Origin of the sequence: Dyadobacter arcticus, from assembly GCF_011762185.1 — a bacterium.
Lineage (GTDB): Bacteria > Bacteroidota > Bacteroidia > Cytophagales > Spirosomataceae > Dyadobacter > Dyadobacter arcticus.
The window spans coordinates 597,532-622,622 of record NZ_JAASQJ010000004.1 but is presented as its reverse complement, the minus strand read 5'-3'; the positions used below and the strand labels follow the sequence as shown (position 1 = coordinate 622,622).

The window sequence follows — 25,091 nt, the reverse complement described above, 5'->3', positions numbered from 1 at the left end:
ACAAAAAAGAGTTGCATCATTAAATATCATGTCAAGCAAATATCTTTTAAGTAAGCCTTTTTGGCGTTCAGGTTCGTCAGTCTCAGGAAACCCTCCAACCTAATACATTGTCACCCTACTCACGGCGCTTAGGTAGTAGCGATGACTGAACGTATCGTAACAGTAGTAATTCGCACTTTTTATCCATAGTTGTTCATCATAATGTTAATGGCTTGATTCGATAAACGATTATGTAACATCTACTTACACTCAAAAAATACTGCTCCTCCTGTCTCCCAGCTTGGCTTGACAAAAAGCTTAGGAGATATATAGAATTCCCGGACCTGGCTTGAAGCCAGCGATCGGATCATTGTATTTTCGCATAAACTGACAATAGTTAAATTGTAACATTCCAAAATATCCAAATTGTCGAGATTCGGGACACCTGAAAGGTCGAGGGATTGCATCATGCATCTTCGTGAAATTATTCTCTTCAGTGACACATTCTTTCCAAGTTTCAGGTGACCTATTGATGAAGAGTACCCACCCCCATCTGAATTGCCTGAGCATTCCAGAGATTCCAGATGCAGGTTACTACTCACGTCCAATGTATCTATGGTGGGAATATACTCCTTTACTATACCGGCTGTAAAAGCATAGTAATAGCGATTAGTTGCATCGGTTGGCTGCTGGTAACCAGTGAATTTCAGATACTTGAGATCAGTGAAGTATTCCAACCCCTCCAAACTTTTGCCATTTCCAGTAAATAAAATAGTTAGGCTGTCTATACCTTTAATTTCTCCATATTTGATCTGCCCGTCCGGATTCAAATCCGTATCAATTTTTGTGTCTATAAGGAATTGTTCAAATTCCGGGGAGATACGAACCAACTTACTGTCAGGCACCAGATTTTCCGCAGATTTTTCCTTACAACTAGTAAGCGCGCCTAAAAGTAAAAATGCATAAACACCAAAGAACTTTTTAACCATCATACGTTTGGACATTATGGTGATTCGAAAATCTGAATCATTAATCAAGGTGGAAAATTTGTACGAACTTCCAATAAGGTGAAGGAAAAGTGCAGTTCTTGGTATTCCTAAAGCCTTATCAAGCCCAAAACGATTTACCAATATCTGGCATAGACGGATAACTATTAGCAACTTGACACCTGAGGAGCCACTAATACTGGACTCTCTCGTCTAATCCACTGGCAGCGAACGGAAGTTTTGTGGTACTGTCTTAGAAAACAAGGAAGCCGATAATTTATTTTTCAAGATTAGGTAAAAGTATCTTCAAGTCCCAAGCACTGCCATCATAGTTTGATGCGGGTAAGTCCTAGCTACAATCCAAGCAATGTATAGCAATTTACGTTTGGGCTCATAGAATCAGTTGTACAAGTTCTAAAACCACAGTTCCCAAATTCCTATTTTGCCGCATTCTATTGTTATTATTAGGTAAAATATAGTAAAACCGGTAGCATTTATTCGGAAAAGTGGGCAAATTCGCATAAGCATTCTATCATTTTACTAGTAAAGACGTCCTTAACCTCTGTGTTACTGTGCACATTTACGTGCCATAGACCTCAGTCAGCTCATACGGTACTGATAGTGCTTACTCAACTTTTAATTTTTCATCTATTCAACAACTCTACTGCATGAAATTCAAATTCTACCACAGGCTTATTGTCGTCGTGACAATACTAAGTACCAGCCTTTCGTCGTCCTTCGCGCAAAAAGGATTTTTTTCAGAAGCTCCTATTAACGCGCGGTTAGATCAGTCGATAACGAAACATATTACCAAACTTTCCCTCTATCGCTTGAAGACCGGGGACCTGAGAAATTATTTGCTAAATGCTCAACTGGAATTTAAAAGTAAAACAGCAAAAGGATTGGATTTAGAAATTCCATTGCCAAACGGGACCACTGAAACTTTTAACCTATTTGAATCTCCGATCCTGGCTCCGGAGATAGCGGTAAAGCATCCTGACATTAAAACTTATGCAGGGAAAGGAAATTCTCATAAAGAGTATACAATCCGGGTTAACATGACGTCAGGCGGGTTCAATGCCATCATTTTGGGTGTGGAAAACGATGCGGTCTATTTTGAGAAAACCAGCAATGATGTAAAAGATAATCTGTACAGGGCCTACTTCTCCCGTGACGCCCAGAGTCCGAAAACAGAAAAAAACAAAACATCGAATAACCGGTGCGGCACTTTGGATACCGGAAGTAATACGCCCGCTTTAAATGGAAATGGTAAAAATGAACGCGTTTCGGCAACCGCCTCCACAGGTACTGATCTCAGGACCTTTCGACTAGCTATGGCGGCTAATGCTGAGTTTACTGCACAGAAAGGCGCCACCCCTGCATTGGCCTTCATTGCTCTAACAAACTATGTCAACAACCTGAACGCAGTATATAGAAAGGAATTAAGCGTGGCGTTGATGTTAGTGACTGGTGAAGAGGTTGTTTACAGTGGCACGGATCCGTACAACAACGATGACCAGGAAGCGATGTTGGATCAAAACCAAACCAATCTGGACCTTGTAGTCACGGCAGGCTACGATATCGGTCATGTACTTGGATATGTCGGAGGTTCTGGAGGAGGCATTGCGTCTCGTGGTTCCGTTTGCGACCCTAGTACGAAAGGCCAAGGTGTTTCTGGTGTAGGCGATGGTTCTTTCGCGGATGTATTCGACCAACAGCTCATTCAGCATGAAATTGGACACCAATTTAATATGACCCATAGTTATAATAGTAATGTACCTGTATGCACTACGCGGACGCTCGACACTTCGGTTGAACCTGGTTCTGGGACTACTATAATGAGTTATGGATATACTTGTGACAACAGCGATGCTGCAGATGGTTTAGTTGGAAATGACGACTATGAAGCACCGTACGCCCCTATTCTTAATTTTCATACTGTTAATTATGATCAGGCTACTGCTTTCATTTCCGGGCTATCCTGTTTTACATCAACGCCAACATTTAATGCGATACCCGTTATTAGCACCATGCAGGCAACCTGGACGATCCCGAAGTCAACACCCTTCGCTTTGAGTGGTTCTGCCACAGATGCCGATGCCGGAGATGTTTTAAGTTATTCTTGGGAAGGAACCAATATTAGTGACGTCATTGAGAAGGCCGATCTCACTGCAACAACCATCTCTGATCCTACCAGGCCGCCCTTTTTTAGGTCTTATGCTCCAATCTCAATCAGTCAGAGTGCAGATCCCGGAACGAGGTACTACCCGAGATTATCAGCGATCCTGGATGGCTCAAATTATGTGAAAGGAGACAAATTGCCATCCATAGGCATTGCCACGACCCACCGACTAACGGTGCGGGATAATGATAGTGGTGTTGAGTTTGCGGATGTCACTGTCACTGTCGACGCAGGTTCCGGCCCATTTTTAATTACCAACGATACGCCGGGAAGTTTGCTCGGTTTAACTGGAAGCCATTTGGCAGGTTCACCACAAACAATTTTATGGAGTGTAAATAATACCAATGACCCTTTGACAATCAATTGTCAATTGGTGGACATTTTGCTTTCGACAGACGGTGGACTGACATTTCCAACGACCCTGGCATCGGCCGTCCCGAACAACGGAATTGCCATTATTATCTTTCCTTTAACCGCAAATACAATAAGAGGCAGGATAAAGGTCGCTGCTAGTAGCAGCAATGCGGATCTGCCTTTAATTGGAGGAAGGACTATGGCGAATACACCTAATATCTTCTTTGATATTTCCAACGTCAATTTTGGTATTAATACGGCACTTCCCGTTACACTTGCAAGCTTCAATGTGGAACTGAAAGGAAAGAACAATGCATCACTAACCTGGGAAACTTCCGAGGAAACTAATAATGCAGGCTTCGACATTGAAATGAGCCCGGATGCCAGGAATTTCGTGAAGGTGGGTTATGTGGACGGAAATGGTGACTCTAAAATCTCCCATCAATATCAGTACTCCATCAATGACCTGGCGGGAGGGCATTATTACTTCCGTTTAAAGCAGCTTGATTATGATGGTAAATTCGAATATTCCCAGATCCGGACTTTGGAAATCATCAGTTCGTCAGATATTCTTGCCGTATATCCTAACCCAACCAGCGGCAAGCTGAAATTCAATCCGAACATGCACAAGAATCAGGTTTTCAGCGTTCAGGTTGCCAATCAGAGTGGCAAGATTGTGCTCTCGCTTCCGGCAAGTGCCAGCTACACCAGCGGATATGAGCTTGATGCTTCATCACTTGCTTCGGGGCTTTACCACATTGTGATCCAGGGGGCGAATTTCACAGAGAACCTGAAATTCGTGAAACTATAATTAAACCACATGCAATGCTAAACACATACTTGTGTAAGCAAAGTTGACTTTAAGAATTGTTGAATAAACTGATCAACCCCGGGAAATTTTCCGGGGTTTTGATTTTTAGTCCCAAAATGGATTACATCCACGAAAAATAAGAAGCAATAAAAATTTTAGTTTTTTACCGTTGGTCACTTTTTCGGTACAATGTCGGCGGAACAATTCACAACGAGTTAAGGGTGCCAGCTGAGGACTTAGAAGATTTCAATGCTAACATTGTCGGTGACATAAAGGTTGTTGAACCGTTCTAAAATTAGGCTGCGGCGCATCCTCACAAAACGCTCGAACGTGAGACACCACCTCGCCTACCTGTTCAGATGTGATGCTATTTTCAGAAGTTAATTGCGACTGGAGTCGATCAGTCTGACCTACGACAAGCTTTAATGCCCTAGATCTTTGGATTTACCTGATAATCAATTTCAACCTCGCGCTTCCCATTAGTTCCAACTGCTCCTATGACCACACGTTCAATTTTGGCTGATCGCTTGTCTAATTCTTTTTTGGCTTCTTTTTCACTTTTAATTTGTCTGCCATTAAGATAGTACACTGTGCTATCTGCTGGATAGTTGAATGCATTCCAATATCTGTCTAATATCCTTGTCTCGTTAATCGCCTGCTGATAGTCACTACTCGATTTATGTGGTGCCACATAGTCAATGATTTCACTTTTATTCCCTCTAATTTCTTCATATGTAGGGAAATGAGAACTATCCTTTTTATTCTGTGCAATACAATTTGTCAGTATGGTTAACACCATAAAAAGAGCATTCGAAATGATGCTTGATATTGATTTCATATCTAAATTGAAGATCTTATTTAAACATAAACGGCTCAGTTTCATCAAACAATGTAAAAGTTACAGCTTCTCTGAACCGTAGCTTCTCCGGAACGCAATGGGAAAAGTGCTCTCTCCTTATACTTTACTAAGAACTTTCACAGATCGGCACTCAGGGTCTTGTTCTGTGTTTTCTTAATAATATAAATCAATTATCCAAACATAAATTCTGCCAATCTCAGAAAAACCTCATAACTAAGACAGCTGTCTTTAATATTCGTAGTCCAAATCAGAGCACAGTTGGAGCCAAATTTTAATTGTCCTGCATTTATTTGAAGAACACATAGCGCCGAATATGTTATGAGTCCTTACGTATCAGCGTAAACGCAACTTTTCCAAAAACACCCCTACTCGAAATCCCTGTCCTTTTATCGTCCCGTTTTGAGACCAGCAGATCGTCCCTGTATTCTGCCGAGACGGTCAGTCGCGACCATTTGAAGCCCAGCGAGCAGGACGCAATTGGTGCAGTTCGCTGAAAACCGAAAACATTCGAATGGACAATTCTTCCAAAAGTCTGTTCGTGTTGCACAGCAGAAATAAATACATTCGCCCCCAACTTGCCTTCTGCGAAAAAACAAATCTTTGATTGCGGGTTGAGATACCACCGCAACCCGGCATCGGCAACGCCCCTATGATGCACTTCGCTCCAATACCACTGAGCGGCCGTCTGGCTAGGGAAGTAAAAGGTCTGTGGTTGAACCTTTCTCTGTGCATAAAATACTTGCCCTATGACAGACCAATGAGGATTCAAGGACCTTTCAAGATAAAAACCTGCACACCAGGAGCACTTTGATGAAAAATTAGTAATTGAACCTTCGTAAAATATTTCAGGCGCGTAACTTTTTTGATACCGATCCTGTCCATACTCGGCCAGAACACCAAACTCCCAAAATGGCGCATGCTGGGCTTCCACCGAAGTAACAAGGCACAATGAGGCCACTACCAAAATTGTAAAAAACTTTCTCATACATATTCATGGATAAGACCTACCACATTGATTCCAACTGCAATATATTCAAACTTCAAAGACAATATCAGCATTCCTGATGTATTGTTATGATTCGCAATTAGCTCGCTCCTTAGACAACTGTCTCCCTACGCAGGGTATTCAGATCGTTGCATTGATTGGAGACGAACTGAGAAGTTGACCACACTGCCGGCTATGGCCACATACAACTATACCTCTAAGCCATCCATCCTGCGTCACTAAACTTCTATTTCTGACAGGACAAATTTCCTTCTCCTTCTATTTGCATTCGATCATATCCTGAGATTTCAGAAAGTTAGATTTATCATTCGAGATTATGCTGAACTTTTATGCGGAACCTCCCTTTGACAGGCTTTATGTCGTCAAAATATCCTATCCCGCATTCAAAAGTTCCTTCGACCCAAATGAAGCGATCGTATGTTTCATTGTAAAAATAGGCATTAGTAACCTCGAATTTTTGAGGCGATAAATCTTCCTGGTAGACGGTACTTTTATATCCACCACTGCCATCGGCATTGGTATATCGCTTGATAATTTCTACACCTCTAATGTTCAAAAATTTAAAATCTCTATTTAATTTAATGAATTCAAAGGGCCCGGAATGGAAAAGCTTAGTGAAGTTGCCGGTATTTGCATAATATTCATCTTCACTGTAGTAAAAGTAAAATTCCCATCTATCTTTACCATTGATCGAAATTCCTCCTCCGTGACCAGGATTAGCATTCTCAGTGCTGAAATTAGCAAGGTTTAGCGATTCAATACCGGAATTACCCTCTATATACGTTTCTTTTTTTTCCTCGCTCTCTATCGTTACAAAGGCTTTTCCGATCGGGACGTTTTCCACGGGATCAACGTCCCGTTTATGTTTGCAAGCAGTTAGGAGCGCCAGCGCTAGTAAGAAACAACCTAGTCTTGATGTGTAGGAAAAGTTATTCATAGTAATTTTCCGATCGTAAAGTGAGACACTAAATTAGTTGTTTCCAAGATAAATAGCTGCCGAGCAGAAAAATAGAGATATTCGAGGTTACACGCTATTTCGGAACAGTCGGATGAATTTCCCTGGTCTCACCAAACCCTCGAACGGGAGACACGCGTTCCCTTCTAATCACGCCTTAAACCAGTCGTACCGATGAGACTCTTTACGAGATTGTGCTATCTGTCAGTAGCGATTTTACAAATTCAGTATTGGACAGATCCGCGTACCACCATTTGTAAGGATGTCCATTGATGATATCCCATTTTATTGCTCAATAAACTCTATTAGAAGTATGAAGCGAAAATTCCTTATCCTCTTTCTTTTGTCCTTATCGTTCTCCACATATGCACAAATGAAAGCTATCTCCAATCTTCCCGTCGTTAACCCGGAAGATGCCGGTTTCAACAAAGATTCCATTAATGCTCTTATTGATACAATTTCTAAATTCACGCAAAGAGATTTCCGTGGATTGATTGTTATTAAAGACAATAAAATTGTAATGGAGAATTACTTCAATACATTTTGGCGGAACCACATACATGATATCCGGTCTGCCGGAAAGAGTATTACTGCTTTGCTCCTGGGCGTGGCTATTAAAGACGGATTGGTACAAAATTTAGATCAGAATGTTTACTCTTTCTTTTCCAAGGAGAAGTACCCTTCTATGCACGAAGATTATAAAAAGGTCAAGCTGATTCATCTGTTGAATATGGTTTCAGGTTTAGATGCCGATTCTGATAACCCTAAAACGGAGGGTAGTGAAGGAAAATGGGTAGCAAAGGACGAATGGGTAAACTATTTGTTAAGCGTTCCATTATCCAGCAAGCCAGGTGAAAAATGGGTTTATGCAGATATCAATGCTGTTTTGATTGGAGCTATCATCGAAGAAAAATCTGGCATGAGCCTAAGGGATTTTGCCGGGCAAAAAGTTTTTTACCCCCTGGAAATTAAAGAGTTTTACTGGTACACCAACGCAGCAAATCAGACTGGTGCTGCCGGCAATCTTTACATTTCCACGCTGGACTTTGCAAAGTTAGGTTTGTTGGTTGCGAATAAAGGAAAATGGGGAAATAAGCAATTAGTCGATTATGATTATATGAATCGTATACTGAATGAACACTCTACTGCCATAGGGAACTATAATCCTTTGGCAGACGAATATGGGATGCTTTGGTACAGATCTAAAAGAAAATTTGGAACAAGAGAAGTAAACTATTTCTGGGCGTCTGGAAATGGCGGAAATCATTTGGTGGTTGTTCCCAAAGAAAATATGGTCATCGCCATTACTTCTGGTGCATATGGCAATTGGTACCCCCACATGAGGGCATATTTTATACTCCGTAAATTATTTCAAGCATTAGAAAAAAAAGATTAGAAAAGGTCCCCTATTCATCATGACTTAAACCAGTCACAATTTTCGGACTAATTATAAGACAATTTCGAGAGTATCTAAAGGTAGGCGTTAATACGATAGATCAAACTTCGGCTGCTTGATTCCAATTTCGGCACATTTCATTTTAAAAGTTTCTTCCGACAGCGGGCCATAGATAGGTTTGTCAAGGATTTGATTTCAATGGCTGTCTTTGACAATCCATTGTTCTGCCAAGTGTAGAATCTGCTTCTACTCACTCCAAATACCAGGCACATCTTCTCAATGGGAAATGATTTCTGGTGATTTTTTATGAACCGGAATATTTGCCATCGCTCCTGGAGAAAATGCCGACAGCCTTTTTTAGTATATCGCGTTCAAGTTGTGCGTCGCGGAGTACTTTCCTGAGTCGAGCCAATTCCTGGTCCTTTCGACTACCATGTCATCTCGATCGTGGCGGTTACGAAACTGAAAGATCGAAAAGTAACAGACAAATTTGCGAAACCAAAAAGTTGCAAGTACCTTGGCAATCGATCAGCTTACAATTATCATGAACAAGAAAACAATTAACAATATTTACTGGATCTCAACCGGGTTGATCTTGGCCATGATGCTTTTTTCGGCAGCATCAAGCTTTATCGAAAATCCTGACGGCGCAAAAATGATGGAAGCTATGGGGTACAGGCCATATGTATTTCATTTCTTAGCGGTAGCAAAAGTATTTGGCGTAATAGCTATTCTTACGCCGGGTTTTCCGCGGCTTAAAGAATGGGCGTATGCGGGTTTCATATTTGATCTGATCGGCGCGACTTATTCTTTTTATGCTTCAGGCTTTCCTCTTAAAGACTGGGCATTTATGCTTGTATTAGTTGCCCTATTGGCCTGCTCTTATATTTTCTATCATAAACGATTAAAATTAACAGGTGCTGCGGCGAACGCAAAGCAGGTATAAACGTTAAGCTGATTGATCGTACGGTCCTCAATCGCTTCTGTGCCGGAGCATAAACATCTCTCAATTGAAATTCTGCCGAAATTCCAGGTGGGAAACATTCATCTTTTTCTTAAACAGTTTATTGATGAGTAAGGGTACTCGAAGCCCAAATGATAGGCAATTTCTGCAACCGACAAATTTGTTACAGCAAGATATTCTTTTGCCTTTTCGATCAATTTTTCCTGAATGTGATTGATTGGGAAATAGCGTCGTGCCAGCAACCGTCATCGATACTATGTCACCAATATATTTAACTGTAACCGGATAGATGGCACTTTCGGCAGAATGATCTACTGTTGAACTCCCAGTACCGGTTTTCGACGTCAGTTTAACTTTGATTGACTTCGGATTGCCGGCATTATTGGTATTGTTCCATTTGATTTTAGTAATCCAGTTTTGAATATTTGGTGACGTTGTTTGGCTCTGATAGCTAATGGTTTGGTTTCCAAAATGATCTGTTAAAGTTTTCAGTCACTGCCGATATAGGGCTTATTCAGGTCGGCTAATAACCTTTCCTTCCTTAATGACAAAAACGACGTGTTCAACCGTTTCAATCTTCATCAGTGGGTCTTCGTCCACCGCAATGATGTCGGCCAAATATCCAGGCTCTAAAAGTCCAATCTTTCCCGGCCCGGCTACTAGTTCACCGGAAATCATCGTCGCCGAACGGAGAACCTGCGAATTGCTCATTCCTGATTGAGTATAGGCGTGATAGGTACTGACCGTCACTTCGCCCCGGTTACGCTGTGCATCGTGATAATACATATCTGACCCAAACGCAATCTTAACCCCAGCCTCCAGTGCGCGTTTGATGCGTTGCTGGTATCTTGGTACGCCTGTTTGGTCGGTTGGCACCAGATAAATTCCCTTTTCAGCCATTAATTTCAATACTGGTGCAGACAGCGTGTAGCCGTGTTCAATTGAATTTACTCCGGCGTTGATGGCGTTCAAAGCTGGCTGGTCTCCGTTGGTGGCATGCGCGGCAACTTTCAGGTTGGCCACCTTGGCCTCTTGAACTATTGCAGTCAATTCATCTTGATTCAGAGAGAGTTGATTGTTATTGACGATGACCTTGATGCAATCGGCCCCGTTAAAGATCGCTTCTCTTACTGCTTTGCGGGCTTCTTCCACGCCGGAGATCTCAATATACTCCTTTGGTACAAGAACCTTTCGGGCATCCGCTGTCATTTTACTGAACTGTCCCCCAATCGGGGATAAAGCGCGGGTTGCGGCGTAAATGCGCGGCCCCGGAAGCCAGTTCTTGTTGATGGCCTCGCGCAATGCAACGTCGGTATTCTCGCCTGAATTGCCCAGGTCCCTTACCGTCGTGTAACCCGCGAATAACATGTCCCGGGCGTTGCGGGCGCCAATCAACGCCCGCGTGGCATTATCGGTGATGGTCGTTTCTGTTACGATATTCGCTCCCGATACCTTTTCTAATTCATATTGGTATTCATGGCACAAATGGCTGTGAGCGTCCACCAAGCCAGGCAACAGGTATTTACCTCCCAGGTCGATGATAATTGCATCAGCAGGTATGTTAGGGCCGTTATCTATCTTTTCTATTTTTCCCTGCCGGCAGTATATCAGGGCTGGTGTAATCAGTTGGCCGTTGCGAACGTCGACGAGTGCTTTGGCCTTGATAACCGTTAATCTGTCTTGGGCACTGACATCCAGAAGGACGGTCAAGTAGATCAAGATTGTGTAAATGCGAATGGTCATGGAAATAGTTTAGCGTGATCCCTCTGAAAGAAAGTCAACTATCATACCAAGATTAGAAACCGGCTCTGGATACTCATAAGAGCCACTTTTTTCGACTTTGTCGTACGGTTTCGGACAGCCGTGTCCGCTTTTTAATTTCCGCAAGGGCATTAGTTGGTGATTAGATCGCTAAGTAAATTCGAAATGACTTAGCCAAACTCTCACAAAACGCTCGAACGTGAGACGCTCATTCCTTTGCTCATGAGGGGTCTATGCTAGTCGCACAGATGGGGACGTTTTATGAGACTGGCACTTAATTCGCTCCTAACATTATTAGATTTTAAGCTTCATTCCTTCATGGCTGTCTACAAACCCTAATTCATAATAAAACTTTAATGCCTCGGGTCGCTTTTTGTCAGTGGTTAATTGCACAAGATAACAACCTCTCTCTCTTGCACGGTCAATTGCATAATTGAACATCTGTCTGCCGACACCTTTACCACGATAATCTGATGCTACTCTTACTGCTTCTATTTGCGCCCTTAATCCACCTTGGTGCGTGAGGTATTGATTGAACGTTAAATGATATGTTCCTACAATTTCACCATCCAACTCAATGATTGTCAGCTCGTGGTTCTTTTCTTCCCGGATATTCTTGAAAGCAATGAGGTAGGGTTGAATATTTCCTAGCTCCACTTTTTCTCTTAACGCCCCGAAAGGATCATCTAAAAGCATTTCGACAATACGGGGCAAGTCAGCTTCGGTTGCTAATCGATATGTTAAATTTAGTTTCATCTATATCAAAAATAGGTAAGAGCCGAAGATATTGGATTTTACGTTCCAATGTCTCAAAATGCTCGAGCGTGAGACAGTCATCCCTCCCATTCGCGCCAAAATCTCAGCGCATTGTTTGGACGTTTTATGACACAGCGATCCTATGAAAAAATCATCAGGCTACTTTAGTCCACAAATCCGAATTCACCACCAGTTCTTTTTTTATACGAGTCATGGAAAAAGAGAATTTTGAGCCTGTATGAAGGTACTGACACCTTTGCCTTTCTTAGTAGGATACAAGACCTGTGTAAACCCACACTTTGATCAGGTGCTTTTTCCTTTCGGCAAAAATCTCAGTTAAATGAAAGTCCAGCTTTAAGCGGACACATGCTGTACGCTAACGGACATTTTTTTTAAGTTATAGTTTATAACTTATTGTTATTCAGTGAGTTTTTGTTTTGGTATAGTTTTCATTTTCGATTATCCGATTAATTAGCTTAAACTAACTAAACGGGACGTATATGAAATTTCTACCGAACTTGCTGCTGTTTATGTCCATTGCTTTTTGCGCAACCGCACAATCATTTCCAGAAGGTAAGCAGCTTACACAAACGCTGGATCGATTGCTGGCTGCGAAGTTTAAAAACAACAGCGTCGGATGTGCCATGCTGGTGTCCAAAAAAGGGGAAGTTATTTACAAAAAAGCATTTGGCATGGCTGACTTGGAATTGAATGTGCCCATGACGACTGCGCACGTGTTTCGCATTGCTTCGCTGACCAAACAATTTACAGCCGTGGCCATTTTGCATTTGGCCGAAAAAGGGCTGTTAGATCTGAAGGATGACATAAAAAAGTATGTTCCCGACTACCCCACAAACGGCCAGACAGTCACAATTGCAAATCTGCTGTCGCATACCTCCGGAATAAAAAACTATACGGAGATTGAACACCCTGATGTGGACTTGGGTAAAAAGGACAATAAACCGGCTGATATTATCGCGATTTTCAAAAATCAACCATTCGATTTTTCTCCCGGCACTGGATATCATTATAGCAACTCGGGATATATTTTACTTGGTTTTATCATTGAAAAAATGAGCCAAAAATCTTACGCTGAATACTTAACAGAGAATATTTTCAAACCTCTTGGAATGGATCACGCATTTTTCGACTACCCCTTAACAATCGTAAAAAACAGGGTAAAAGGTTATTCCGGAATGTCCGATACTACTGTGAGCAATGCTGAATACCTGAATGCATCAGCGACCTATTCGGCGGGTGCTTTGATGATGACGGTGGATGACCTGTTTAAATGGCAAAAGGGATTGATTGAAAATAAGATACTGAAACCTGAAACTTTCAAACAGGCAGTTACACCTTTTACATTAAGCAACGGCGAAAAAACAAATTACGGGTTTGGCTTTGGATTACAGCCGCTTGCAGATGGTCAGGCATGGCAGCATAGCGGAAATATCAACGGTTTTTCATCTTTTGAGATATACCTGCCGACCGAAGATGTGTATGTAACCATGCTGAGCAATGGATCCGATAAGAACACAATGACCCCATCGCTTTTTGCCGCCAGCCTGGCCGCCCAAAAGGCAAATGTGAAGGACATTTCAGTCAGTGCACAGGAAATGGGCAAATATGTTGGCATGTATGGTTTTGCCGAAGGGGGCTCTCCGACAAAACTTGAAATTTATAACAAGGATGGTAAACTATACTTAAAAGACAGCAGGATGCCTGATGCATGGCAGATGCATTTTACTTCTTCTGGCCAATTTATTTGTTATGAAGTATTTCCGAACAATCATGTATTTACCAAAGACACCTCCGGAAAAGTAGATGGATTTGAGATACAAATTGAGGACATGCGCGCTCTGGTCAGAAAAATCAGATAACTGACTAATCTGGTAGATTTTCAATTTTTTCAACAGATTCCCAATTTCTCATAAAACCCTCGAACGTGAGACTGCACATCTCGCTGTAAATATGATTTGTTGCAAATTTCGGACGTGGCTGTTGCACAACTCGGTATTTGATTGCGTAGTTATTATAATGGATTTTATTAGTGCATGAAGTAGTCGTTGTGGTATCAACGTGTCAATTTGGATAGATTGTTGATAAGGAGTCAATTATGCACTTACCGCATTTTTTGTTCTTGGAACACTATCCACGTTTAAATATTCTTGAAGCGTATTAGCAATGACTTCTGAGCTAGGGCCGCCTTCCAGTCGCGGATCTAAGGCCCGCAGCCATAGAGATTGATTTTGTCTGTTTCCTGCACTAGTACAAAAAATTAAACCGTCAAGAGCTATCAGACTTAGAGGCCTACCATTTCTTAGCCATTGTGTTGCCCGCTCCCAGTTAAATTCTGAACTCGCTGCGAGCTGTCCCCAAAAAGACGAGACGTTTGTGATCCGGTGGCTGACCTTCTCTATCCAGTCGAGCGTCCTCTCATTTTTAAAATAGATTAGAGCTGAAACATTTTCGGATAAAAACTTATCATCGCCATTCTCAAGCTCTGTCGTAATGATCGCGAATGCCTCTTCAAATAGTAGGCATTTTGCCAGCGCCTCTGCGAAGATTGAAAGTTCGTTTTCTCGTCGGCTGATCCATTCACTTTTAATCCAGCCTGCTGCCTCCAATCCTACCACCTTACCAACAATTTCGTACGCCTTGTAGTTGATTGCACGATTGTATAGTACCTTCTCGGCAACTATCTTCATGACTTCAGTTTTCTCAAAATTGGAAAGCCGTTCGATAATGATGTCGTCTGTAATATATTGAACAAATGATAAGTCAATTAGGCGATTCAGGTCATTTTTGATTTGCTCTAAGTCAGGAAACGGGTAATTGCCTGCGTCAATCACCTCAATGTGTGGTTGGGTAGCATTGCCTGTTTCATAGTCATAGAAATCATCATGTAAATAGTAACCGTGCCCATGTATTGCAGCGAGGTTGAAAAACTCCAGAGGCCTAAGTGCCTTATTTAACAACCTTTCATAGCACGGATCACATAAGTAGTAGGGGTTTTCTCCTTCATCAGCCAGTTCTTCAACCTCAACATCATTTATTCTGCAGCTTTCGCATTTCATTTGTGTTCGACTTTTACCTGATAAATGTTTTCTAATTTTTAAATTAGCCGATTTTCGCCCTTTTCGAACACCTAATTTTTTCGTAACTTCAGGAATGCAAGGAAGGAAAAATTACTCGGAAAAGCTCTTCATCAGCTTCCAACTTTCAGATCGCGTTCCTAAGGAAAATTTCTATCGCAGGCTCAGCGAAACGCTCGATTTGCAATTTTTATACAGGGACACTCGCGAGCTGTATGGCAAAACGGGGAATCCATCAATTGATCCCGTCGTTTTCTTCAAATTGATGCTGACAGGCTATCTGGAAAATATCACATCTGATCGTCGTCTGTTAGAGCATTGCTCAATGCGGATGGATATTCTGTACTTCATCGGCTATGATATTGACGAACCGTTACCTTGGCACTCTACTGTTAGCCGGACCAGGCAACTATATCCCGCTTTGCTCTTCGAGTCGTTGTTTGATAAGGTCTTTGCCATGTGCGTTGAAAAAGGAATGGTATCCGGTCACACTCATGCCGTCGATTCTGCACCTGTGAAAGCAAATGCATCAATAGAAAACCTTGAATTGAGGGTTCCGGCACAGTCAATTAAAGCGCATCTTACAGCAGTCGACTCCGACAATAGGGGTGAAAAGGAAGGTGACCAAGGTAACAAGACCGCTATGACTGCGAATCCTAATCAACTTAAACGCCTGGCAAAGCACCAAGACAATTTAAAGGCTACCAAGTCAAATCGGCTGGGTGCCAATAATGAAAAGCGCAGCTATTAAGCAATAAAACACATTACAACCCGCGTGATCCAGATGCCAGAATCTCCATTAAACCAGGCAAAACGAGAAAATTCAATTATCATTGTTCAATGTCTGTTGATGCTGCCCATGGGGTGATAAGTCATATCCAAGCCGACTTTGCTGACGGTCGTGACAGCCAATACTTACCTAGAATCATCAGTGTCTTGCAGGATAGACTCAGTAGAAATCACCTGAGACTAACTGACCTGATGGCTGATGCAGGCTATTCCAACGGATACAATTATCGATTCCTGGAAAAGCGCAAAATCACTGGATGGATTCCAGTCTTCGGAAAGTTCAGACCGCAGGTGGATGGCTTTGATTACAATAAGGAAACAGACTCCTACACTTGTCCCAATGGGAAAAAGTTACCGTTTCGGTCTCTCGAGTACAGCGCAGAAGGTAAGCCCCTAAAGGCATACTGGACTACAAGAAGTGACTGCACGACATGCCCATTGAAACAGGAATGTATTCCAAAGGCTGGCACGAAGAGAATTGTAAAGACGATCTATGAGGAAGAATATCAGCGTGCTTATTTACGCCAACACACGACAGCCGGGAAACGCATGAAAGGTCTGAGGCAGGGAACAGTCGAACCGGTCTTTGGCAGCTTAACACAATATTATGGGCTCGACAAGATTCCCGTACTCGGAATTGATGGCGCTCATAAAACGATGCTGATGGCGGCGATTGCCTTTAATATTAAAAAATATTTGAAGTGTAACCCTAAGAAGGTAGCTGAAAATGCCCTTCATAAGGCCAAAGATTACCTCTCAGAGCAATTGGACAGATTCACCTGTCTTCTGGGTGCAGAATTTGGTTTTTCGTTCACATGATCCGACCCTGAACTAGCGTAAGAAGTTTGAACTGCAGTTGTGCAACAGCCACGAGGGTTTCGTGAGATTGACCAATTCGGAATCGGATAACCCTTTTTATGTTAAATGACGGAACACAGAACAAGAGGGTGAGAAGCGTTTTAGCAAAGTTCTTGGTTTTGTACAAGGAGAACGCACTTTGCCCAGTTCGTTCCTGATCCTTTGCTGCTACTAAGGTGAAGTAAGATTATGGAGTATTTTCATGCGGAATTGCTCTTGTAATTATCTACCATTTGTTTTCAGACTATATGCTAAGTCCCCTTGACAACCCTTTCAATGCACAATCTGCTGACTATCTAGATAGCGTTAAAAAACAATTTCAGTATTATAAGTGGTTAGGGGAGCAGACCATTAATCAGTTACCCGAAGAAGCCCTTTTTAGTCAAATTCATCCAGATAGTAATAGTATTGGCATTATTGTAAAACATCTCTCTGGCAATATGCTGTCAAGGTGGACCGACTTTCTTACTGCCGATGGCGAAAAGGATTGGCGTCAACGGGAAAGCGAGTTTCAAAATGATATTCAGTCAAAAACTCAATTATTTGAGATTTGGAATAGTGGTTGGGCATGTCTGTTTAAAGCCCTTGAAGAAATCAGCATTGTAGATTTAAATAAGGAGATTTTTATACGAAATCAAGGTCATACAGTTATTCAGGCAATTAATAGACAACTGGCTCATTATCCATACCATATTGGTCAAATCGTTTTTATAGGTAAAATGGTAATGGGTGAGAACTGGAAGTCCCTATCTATTCCACGCGGCACCTCTCAGGCATATAATAGCGACAAATTTGCTCAACCAAATCATACTGAGCATTTTACTGATGATCTGACTAAATCATAACTCAGTCGCAAAAAACCTCCATTTCTGACAACGCTGAGCCTGGACTCTCGATTTTACCTCAACCGACTTATCCGCAGTCTCAAATTGTTATCTCACAATTCAGTGTATCAAATATTACCCCTCTACTGACTTTGTAAGACAAATTCCGAACCGGTGAATTTGCATTAGTCAGTCGTCGGGAAATTGTACTTCTACATCACCTAGTCAGCTCATGGTGTTATGGAAGAAAAACTACTTAATTTCAGGGCCTGTTATGAGAACAAATTCCTTTGTTTTTCGATAAGGGTTACAAATTCCTGTTTCAATGATCCTTTTTCATAATTAGTCGAGTATTTAACCGAATCCTTAGAGAGAAGCACTTAATTATTTACCTAGGATTTGTTCAAGGCGAGCCAGAAATGCACCTGAATCAATGGTTCTCCCCTATTGGATGAAAGCCCGGTACCATCAACACGGCCTCGATAATTAATTTGTCACGTTTATAACCGCACAGAACGTGGCTCTTTAAGATGCTGCTGCCGGGCAAGCAATCTAAACCGAATAAGCCATGCGAGCAAATGTTCGAATCTGAACAGTAGGCGGCCAAAATCGGACAAAACACTTAATTTTAATTTCCAATTATCTTCTATTCTAGCGAGTTAGGACCAATTTTATTTCCTGGCTTCTGATTTGCTATGCAAAGTAAAAAGATATATTTGGAATCCAGTTCAAATTAGACATGAAAGGTACCCAATTAGGCGAATTTGAAGAGGTCGTGTTGCTATCGATTGCCATGCTTTACGATGACGCTTACAGTGTGGCCATTTTGGAAGCATTAAATAAACGTTTAGGCAGACCCGTGAGCCTGGGTGTTGTGCACCGGACCATGCAGCGGCTGGAAGAGAAGAAGATGGTCAAATCCCGGTTCGGAGAGGCTTCGGCCGAACGGGGCGGACGACGTAAACGACTTTATATAATAACAATGGCAGGCGAACATGCGCTGCGTGAGGCACGACGAGTGCGCAATGAGCTTTGGGATGGTATTTCAGAAACTGCATTCGGCAATTGATATGAAATCTTCAAACTATTTGCCACCACGCTGGGCCGAACGTCTCATTGAAAGGATCGCTGCCCCGCACCTGCGTGAGGAAATCCTTGGCGACCTTTTTGAACTGTTCCAACAACGGTGTACGCGTTTAGGCCGCATGCCGGCGCAATGGCTTTACCTACTGGATATAATGCTTCTGATCCATCCCCGGCTTTGGCGGAGAATCGCGGAACCGGGCCGCCTACCACATTATTCAGCCGATTTTTCAAAATCCAACCCAATAGCCATGCTTAGTAATTACATGAAAGTCGCAGCGAGAAACCTGAAAAGTAACAAGGCATACACCCTGATCAACATTGCGGGACTTGCACTGGGAATGAGCTGCGCGATCCTGATTTTTATGTTGGTGCGATACCACCTGAGTTTTGATAATTTTCACGCGGATTCCGACAGGATATACCGGATCGTCACCGAACAGCACCGTGACAATATCGACTACCAGCGAAGTGTACCTGCTCCGTTGGGCAAGGTTTTCAGGAACGACTATACTTTCGGAGAAAAAGTTGCCCGGATCGCGACTTTCGAAGAGTCACTCATTACACTAAAGAATGGAAAGGAGCTCAGGAAGTTTAAGGATGATCTGGCATTTGCAGAATCTGATTTTTTTGAGATTTTCAACTTTCCGTTACTACAAGGTAATAAGGCGACGGCGTTGGAGGCCCCTGGAACGGCCATTATTACCGAGAAGATCGCAGAAAAGTATTTCGCCCAGGAAAATCCGATTGGAAAGGTATTTTGGTTCGATAACAAAATTGCTTTCACCGTGACAGGGGTTTTGAAAAACCTGCCTGAAAATTCGGACCGGAAAACGGGTATTTATGTCTCCTACAATAATTTGAAAGCATTTAGTCCGTGGCTGGCCAGCGATGACTCGTGGGGTGGCATCCAGGATGTGATGCAGTGTTTTGTCCGGTTACGGCCCGGTGTAACAGTATCCCAGGTTGAAAAAGTGTTCCCAGGTTATGTCAAAAGATACCGGCCAACGAATAAAAACGTGCACCATTATAAGTTACAGCAGCTCGCGGACGTCCATTTTGATTCCCGGTACGACGGCCCGATGGAAAGGCGGAATTTATGGATCCTGTCGGTCATTGGTCTGTTTTTGATAGCCACCGCATGCGCCAATTTTGTCAATCTTGCGACTGCACAAGCGTTCAAGAGATCCAAAGAAGTTGGGGTTCGGAAAGTTTTGGGGGGCGGTAAAGGGCAACTTTTCTGGCAATTTCTTTCCGAAACATTAGTGATTTCAACGGCTGCAATTATCATCGCATTGGTTCTCGCATGTCTGATCCTACCGATCGCCAATTCCTTTTTTGATACCAAAATGTCCGTTAATCTGTTTTCTGACAGGTTATTGTTGTCATTTATTTTAATATTGGGAATCATAGTGACCTTTTTCGCAGGTTCTTATCCCGGTCTTGTCCTGGCGCGTTTCCAGCCTATCGCCGCGTTGAAAGGTAAAATGTCGCAAGCCAGTATCGGCGGCTTCAATACACGCCGGATACTGATCGTGATCCAGTTTGCAATTTCTCAGATCCTGATCATTGGGATGGTAGTGATTATCAATCAAATGCGGTATGCCAACCAGGCCAATCTGGGATTTGATAAAGAAGCTATCATCATGCTTCCACTGGGCATCGATAGCACGAATGTAAAATTGAAGACACTCAAAAGCGAAATTTCAGCGATTGCCGGTGTTGAAAAAGTATCACTTTGTTTTTCGGCACCCGCTTCCTCGGAGGCGTGGAATAACAGTATCTGGTTTGACAATCAATCGGAAGAGGTTAGTTTCCCGACGAGCATCAAAGCTGCTGACGCAGATTATATTACCACTTTTGGTCTGGAACTTGCGGCAGGAAGAAATATCTTCCCGACCGATTCAGTGCGGGAGTTTCTTGTCAATGAAGCATTTACCAGAAAATTGAATTTCAAAACACCTCAGGAAGCGATCGGTAAGGTCATTGCCGCAAATGGAGGAACGATGGTAGCCCCGATCGTTGGTGTCGTCAAAGATTTTCATGACCGGTCCTTCCACGAAGACATCAATGCCATAGCCATTACCACTTTCAATCCCAATTACTCCGTGCTGGCCATCAAAGTGAATCTGGCGAATGTAAAGAATACCATGTCGGCCATTGAAAAGGCCTGGACGGCGAAATATCCCGATCAGATCTTCGAATCCCAGTTTCTGGATGAAAGCATCGCCCGGTTCTACGAAACCGAAGAACGTATGCTCAAACTGATCCAGGTATTTTCTTTCGTCGCGATCTTCATCGGGGCGCTTGGCTTGTATGGTTTGGTCTCATTTATGGCAGCCCAAAAAACAAAGGAGATAGGCATCCGTAAGGTACTAGGTGGCAGCATTTTCGAGGTGCTCTGGATTTTTGGAAAGGAGTTTTCGGCCCTGATCCTGATTGCGTTCGCCATTGCCGCACCAATTGCTTGGTGGGTGATGAACGGCTGGCTGCAGGATTTCAAGTTCCAAATCAAAATTGATGTTTGGGTATTCATATTAACGCTTGCATCCACATTTTTGATCGCATTAATCACAGTTTTTTATAGAGCTTTAAAGGCGGTCCGAATGGACCCAGTCAAGAGCCTGCGGTCCGAATGACGGCTTGTCTTAATTAGACATACGCCGACTAAAAGTGGCCGCGCTGAACATAAGGCCTGTTATACAACAAAATATTATTTGGTAAACGTATTAAGCCAAGAGATTATAGGCCTAAGTAATTAACTGATTATTAAACCTTTGAAGTACTAGCAAGAAAAATGAGCCCATTATGAAGTTATTCTTCTTTCTGTAATTTTTCAATCTCCTTATTCATCTCATCAATCAACTGCTTTTCACTCGGTAGGTACAGTTTGTACTCACTGGCAATAATTGTTTTATTATCTTCAGGCAGTGAGATCTTGACTACTGCATTGTTCTTATCTGCACAGAGAAGTATTCCGATAGTTGGATTCTCAAAATCTCTCTTTTCAAAACGGTCATAGTAGTTCACATACATTTGCAGCTGACCTATGTCCTGATGACTAAGTTTTGACGTTTTGATCTCTATGATCACAAAACACTGTAAAAGCCTATTATAGAAAACCAGGTCGACGAAAAACTCGTCACCTTCGATATGAAGTCTTTTTTGCCTGGCTACGAAAGCGAAGCCATTTCCCAATTCCAATAAAAAATCGTGAAGATGAGTGATGATTGCCTGTTCTAGATCCTTCTCATAATAAGATGATTCCCTTTTTTCAAACCTAAAAACTCCAAGTACATCGGATCTTTGATAATTTCTTTTGCGTCAGATGGGTTCTGTTCGCTTCGGGCAACGGCTAAAACACTTTCACGATCATTGCTCAATAGTAGGCGCTCCCACAAGCTACTGTTGATCTGCCTTTCAAGCTGACGAACCGTCCAGTTATTTTTAACTGTCTCGGCAATGTAAAACTCCCTTTTATCCTGTGTGTCTAATCGAATCAGCAACTTATATTGACTCCAGCTCAATTGCGAATACAGTGTATTCGCAATTGGGAACTGACGATAAAACTGTCTAAACAGCTCAATTTGTCGTCTAGAAAATCCACTACCAAATTCAGGTTCAAGTTGTTCCGCAATAAGTTGTGTAAGGTAAAGACCATATTCGGCCCTGTCCTTCCCCACTTGCTCTTCTTCAAATATTCGTTGCCCAACCTTCCAGTACATTAAGGTCCGTTCGTGATCAACCGCGCGGATGGCAGTCTCCTTAGGTGCTTGGATTATTGCCTTAATGTCGGATATTAAATCCATTCAGACTTAATATTTTCCTTAGTTAAGAAAACGATTCCAGTTTCAATCTCATATAGTTCTGTAATAACTCTATTAAACCAAACGGAATCCTTCTCGATACTTTCAGGCGAGAAGAATGAAGAAGAATTTTGTAAAATAAACGGCAGATGCTCGTAAAAAGCGAATGCAATAGAATTACTCAATTTACCCGACCAACTTAAGAATACGTTGTTAGCCATCATAAGAGATAGATTCTTTAATAGATTTAAAATTAGAAAGAGCAATTTCCAAATTCTCGATTATTTCGCTAATCAAATCTTCAGGGTCCGGCAGATTATCCAAATCAATTATATTATCATCTTTTATCCAAAATAAATCTAAGTTTACCTTATCTCTTGCAATTATTTCGTCGTAGCTGAATTTTTTCCATCGGCCGTCTAGATTGGATTTGCTCCAAGATTCATTTCGGCTTTCTCTATCTCCCGGCTTATAACTGCTTACAAAATCACCTAAACTGTCATAAGTTAGAATATTCTTTTTAGGAGTATGGCGAATATTTGTCCTATAATCGTAAACCCATACATGTTTTGTAGCAGGTTCTACTGAATCACCTTGTTTATCAAAAAAAAGAACATTTGCTTTCACCCCTTGGGCATAAAATATTCCTGTTGGCAGACGAAGAATTGTATGGAGATTTAGCTCGGCCAACAATCGCCTTCTAACTGTCTCACCAGCCCCGCCTTCAAACAAAACATTGTCTGGTAAAACGACAGCTGCTCTACCATCCTCTTGTAACATAGTTACAATATGCTGTAAAAAAGCAAGTTGCTTGTTGCTAGTTGTAACCCAAAAATCTCTTCTTAAGAAAAAACCTTCCTTATGCGCCTGCCGTTCATCAATAGTAGGGATGTCACTACTACTTTTGCCAAAAGGTGGATTGGCAAGAACTATTTTGACCTTTTCCTTGAAATCCACTTTAAGACTATCTGTCACGTGAATATCCGGCGTCTTATCCAAATCACCGATTCCATGTAAATATAAATTCATTAGACACAATCTAGCCGTAGATTTTTCAATTTCCCAACCATGAAATGTATTAAACTTTAAAAATTCCACCTCTCTCTTAGAAAGACTCTGCTTTTCAAGGTAGTCTAATACTCCAAGAAAAAATCCCCCAGTTCCACAGGATGGATCTGCGATAGTTTCTAATGCCTTTGGTTGTAAGCAATTAACCATAGCCTGTATTATTGCCCTAGGAGTAAAATACTGCCCTGCTCCACTACTTTCGGCATTCTTTTGTAAAAGTGATTCATAGATCTCACCTTTAATATCGGTTCCAGTTAATGTCCAATTTTGCTCATTTATCAACCCTATTAGTTTTTTTAGTTTAGAAGAATCATGTATTTTATTTGAGGAATTTGCAAAAATCTTACTTAGCATCCCACCCGAGTTGGAAAGCGTTTTGAGTATATTTTCATACTGATCTAATAGATTACCACCATTATTTTGGATAAGACTTTGCCAATCACAAATATCTGGCAACTTATACTTACTTAAATTCTCGTTAGCCATCTTCAAAAAGAGTAGATAAGTAAGCTGCTCCAAATAGTCATTATAACCCAATCCATCGCAGCAGTTCACCTACATGGTCGCCCACAATTTACGCGGTCCAATGTCTAACGCAATCGGGCTGGTTGACGCGCTTGGCAGCATAGAACCGAATTCTGCCATGCATAAGGAGGTTTATACTCATGTGAAAAGCAGTCTTCAGCAGCTGGACCAGGTCATCAAAGATTTGGATATGATTCTTTCGGTCCGTAATAGAGAAGGACTTCCAGATCAGCAGGACGTGTTGTTGGAGCAGATTGTCGGCCAAGTCATTCAAGACCTGCGGGATGATATAAACAAATGCAGGGGGACTGTGAAGGTGTCAATTCCATCCGGCTTTCTGATACGAACAAACCAGGCCAATCTTTACAGCATTTTTTTTAACCTGCTTTCCAATACGATCAAATACCGTGCTGAACAGCGCCCACTACGGGTTGAGCTGACAGCAAAGGAAACGGCCGGGCATGGCAAGTTGATTACAATCAGTGATAACGGTCTAGGCATTGACCTGGAGAAGGTAGGAGAAAACATGTTCAAACTCTACAAGCGTTTTCATCCGCAGCACTCTGGCCGCGGCCTTGGCCTGTATCTGGTCAAAATGCACATTGAGAGCATTGGTGGTCAAATTAAGGTAAGCAGCCAGCCCGATCAGGGTGCAACCTTTAAGATAACCTTGTTGTAAAGCAGATAACCATGGACGTATTAATCATTGACGATGATCCGACAAGTGTATTTTTGGCTAAACTACTTTTATCCAGCACAGGATTATTCGATAAACTCACAACTTATCAAAATCCGGTAGACGCGCTTTCATTTATCAAGGTACAGCTTGTGGATAATCAGCTGCCACAAGTCATCTTACTGGATATTAATATGCCCCTGATAGACGGATGGCAGTTATTGGATGCGCTAATGCCTTATCAGGCACAGATCCAGGCTAAATACTGGAAGTGAGATTCACGACGAAATCTATCAGCTATAAGGTAAAAGAAAAGTTATAAGCTCCGCGGGTTTTCTGTTGCAAAGTTGGCGGGGTT

21 protein-coding genes are annotated in these 25,091 nt (G+C 42.1%); 11 read left to right on the top strand and 10 right to left on the bottom strand.

The features are described from left to right. Positions 1 to 239: 239 nt before the first annotated feature. Entirely contained in the window at positions 240 to 971 is a 732-nt protein-coding gene (locus FHS68_RS21515) for a hypothetical protein (RefSeq protein ID WP_167274674.1), read from the bottom strand. A gap of 662 nt (positions 972 to 1,633) precedes the next feature. On the opposite strand from FHS68_RS21515, the gene FHS68_RS21510 reads away from it, so the two are divergent. Further along, positions 1,634 to 4,312, top strand: a complete 2,679-nt coding sequence (locus FHS68_RS21510) for a reprolysin-like metallopeptidase (protein WP_167274671.1) — start codon at positions 1,634 to 1,636, stop codon at positions 4,310 to 4,312. A 430-nt stretch (positions 4,313 to 4,742) separates the two neighbouring features. Here the strand turns inward: FHS68_RS21510 and FHS68_RS21505 are convergent, their stop codons facing one another. The 3 genes from FHS68_RS21505 to FHS68_RS21495 all read right to left on the bottom strand — a co-directional run bounded on the left by FHS68_RS21505 (position 4,743) and on the right by FHS68_RS21495 (position 7,114). Next, complete coding sequence (locus tag FHS68_RS21505) at positions 4,743 to 5,150, bottom strand: hypothetical protein (protein WP_167274669.1); 408 nt, start codon at positions 5,148 to 5,150, stop codon at positions 4,743 to 4,745. Positions 5,151 to 5,487: 337 nt separating this feature from the next. Then, positions 5,488 to 6,156 carry a hypothetical protein gene (locus FHS68_RS21500; protein ID WP_167274666.1) on the bottom strand — a complete coding sequence of 223 codons (669 nt, stop codon included), beginning with the start codon at positions 6,154 to 6,156 and terminating at the stop codon, positions 5,488 to 5,490. A gap of 325 nt (positions 6,157 to 6,481) precedes the next feature. Next, on the bottom strand, positions 6,482 to 7,114 hold the full coding sequence (locus FHS68_RS21495) for a hypothetical protein (protein WP_167274665.1): 633 nt from the start codon (positions 7,112 to 7,114) through the stop codon (positions 6,482 to 6,484). 331 nt (positions 7,115 to 7,445) lie between these two features. Between FHS68_RS21495 and FHS68_RS21490 the strand changes: the two genes are divergently transcribed. Both FHS68_RS21490 and FHS68_RS21485 read left to right on the top strand, forming a co-directional pair. Then, entirely contained in the window at positions 7,446 to 8,528 is a 1,083-nt protein-coding gene (locus tag FHS68_RS21490; RefSeq protein ID WP_167274662.1) for a serine hydrolase domain-containing protein, read from the top strand. Positions 8,529 to 9,072: 544 nt separating this feature from the next. Beyond that, complete coding sequence (locus FHS68_RS21485) at positions 9,073 to 9,474, top strand: DoxX family protein (RefSeq protein ID WP_167274660.1); 402 nt, start codon at positions 9,073 to 9,075, stop codon at positions 9,472 to 9,474. A gap of 528 nt (positions 9,475 to 10,002) precedes the next feature. Here FHS68_RS21485 and FHS68_RS21480 read toward each other — a convergent pair. Further along, entirely contained in the window at positions 10,003 to 11,235 is a 1,233-nt protein-coding gene (locus tag FHS68_RS21480; RefSeq protein ID WP_167274657.1) for an amidohydrolase family protein, read from the bottom strand. Between the two features lie 312 nt (positions 11,236 to 11,547). After that, complete coding sequence (locus FHS68_RS21475; RefSeq protein ID WP_167274654.1) at positions 11,548 to 12,009, bottom strand: GNAT family N-acetyltransferase; 462 nt, start codon at positions 12,007 to 12,009, stop codon at positions 11,548 to 11,550. A gap of 500 nt (positions 12,010 to 12,509) precedes the next feature. Here FHS68_RS21475 and FHS68_RS21470 point away from each other — a divergent pair, with 500 nt between their 5' ends. Further along, a complete protein-coding gene (locus FHS68_RS21470) occupies positions 12,510 to 13,889 on the top strand; it encodes a serine hydrolase domain-containing protein (protein WP_167274651.1) in 1,380 nt (459 codons plus the stop codon). 234 nt (positions 13,890 to 14,123) lie between these two features. On the opposite strand, the gene FHS68_RS21465 is transcribed toward FHS68_RS21470, so the two are convergent. Then, positions 14,124 to 15,086 carry a hypothetical protein gene (locus FHS68_RS21465; protein WP_167274649.1) on the bottom strand — a complete coding sequence of 321 codons (963 nt, stop codon included), beginning with the start codon at positions 15,084 to 15,086 and terminating at the stop codon, positions 14,124 to 14,126. A 94-nt stretch (positions 15,087 to 15,180) separates the two neighbouring features. Here FHS68_RS21465 and FHS68_RS21460 point away from each other — a divergent pair, with 94 nt between their 5' ends. The 5 genes from FHS68_RS21460 to FHS68_RS21440 all read left to right on the top strand — a co-directional run bounded on the left by FHS68_RS21460 (position 15,181) and on the right by FHS68_RS21440 (position 21,297). Then, positions 15,181 to 15,855, top strand: a complete 675-nt coding sequence (locus FHS68_RS21460; protein ID WP_167274646.1) for a transposase — start codon at positions 15,181 to 15,183, stop codon at positions 15,853 to 15,855. A gap of 89 nt (positions 15,856 to 15,944) precedes the next feature. Next, the gene (locus tag FHS68_RS21455) at positions 15,945 to 16,712 is read left to right on the top strand and encodes a transposase (protein WP_229212005.1); all 768 of its coding nucleotides are present in this window, start codon (positions 15,945 to 15,947) and stop codon (positions 16,710 to 16,712) included. 287 nt (positions 16,713 to 16,999) lie between these two features. Beyond that, on the top strand, positions 17,000 to 17,596 hold the full coding sequence (locus FHS68_RS21450; protein ID WP_167274643.1) for a DUF1572 family protein: 597 nt from the start codon (positions 17,000 to 17,002) through the stop codon (positions 17,594 to 17,596). A 718-nt stretch (positions 17,597 to 18,314) separates the two neighbouring features. Beyond that, positions 18,315 to 18,644: a PadR family transcriptional regulator gene (locus FHS68_RS21445; protein ID WP_167274641.1), complete on the top strand. Its 330-nt coding sequence runs from the start codon at positions 18,315 to 18,317 to the stop codon at positions 18,642 to 18,644. 1 nt (position 18,645) lies between these two features. Then, positions 18,646 to 21,297, top strand: a complete 2,652-nt coding sequence (locus FHS68_RS21440; protein ID WP_167274638.1) for an ABC transporter permease — start codon at positions 18,646 to 18,648, stop codon at positions 21,295 to 21,297. A 175-nt stretch (positions 21,298 to 21,472) separates the two neighbouring features. On the opposite strand, the gene FHS68_RS26495 is transcribed toward FHS68_RS21440, so the two are convergent. The 3 genes from FHS68_RS26495 to FHS68_RS21430 all read right to left on the bottom strand — a co-directional run bounded on the left by FHS68_RS26495 (position 21,473) and on the right by FHS68_RS21430 (position 24,018). After that, positions 21,473 to 21,886 carry a PDDEXK nuclease domain-containing protein gene (locus tag FHS68_RS26495; RefSeq protein ID WP_310588625.1) on the bottom strand — a complete coding sequence of 138 codons (414 nt, stop codon included), beginning with the start codon at positions 21,884 to 21,886 and terminating at the stop codon, positions 21,473 to 21,475. An 11-nt stretch (positions 21,887 to 21,897) separates the two neighbouring features. Then, entirely contained in the window at positions 21,898 to 22,467 is a 570-nt protein-coding gene (locus FHS68_RS26490; protein WP_229212004.1) for a DUF1016 N-terminal domain-containing protein, read from the bottom strand. 210 nt (positions 22,468 to 22,677) lie between these two features. Then, the gene (locus tag FHS68_RS21430; protein WP_167274635.1) at positions 22,678 to 24,018 is read right to left on the bottom strand and encodes an HsdM family class I SAM-dependent methyltransferase; all 1,341 of its coding nucleotides are present in this window, start codon (positions 24,016 to 24,018) and stop codon (positions 22,678 to 22,680) included. Positions 24,019 to 24,118: 100 nt separating this feature from the next. On the opposite strand from FHS68_RS21430, the gene FHS68_RS21425 reads away from it, so the two are divergent. Further along, a complete protein-coding gene (locus FHS68_RS21425) occupies positions 24,119 to 24,736 on the top strand; it encodes a sensor histidine kinase (RefSeq protein ID WP_167274633.1) in 618 nt (205 codons plus the stop codon). 11 nt (positions 24,737 to 24,747) lie between these two features. Beyond that, a complete protein-coding gene (locus FHS68_RS21420) occupies positions 24,748 to 25,008 on the top strand; it encodes a response regulator (RefSeq protein WP_167274630.1) in 261 nt (86 codons plus the stop codon). Positions 25,009 to 25,091 lie beyond the last annotated feature (83 nt).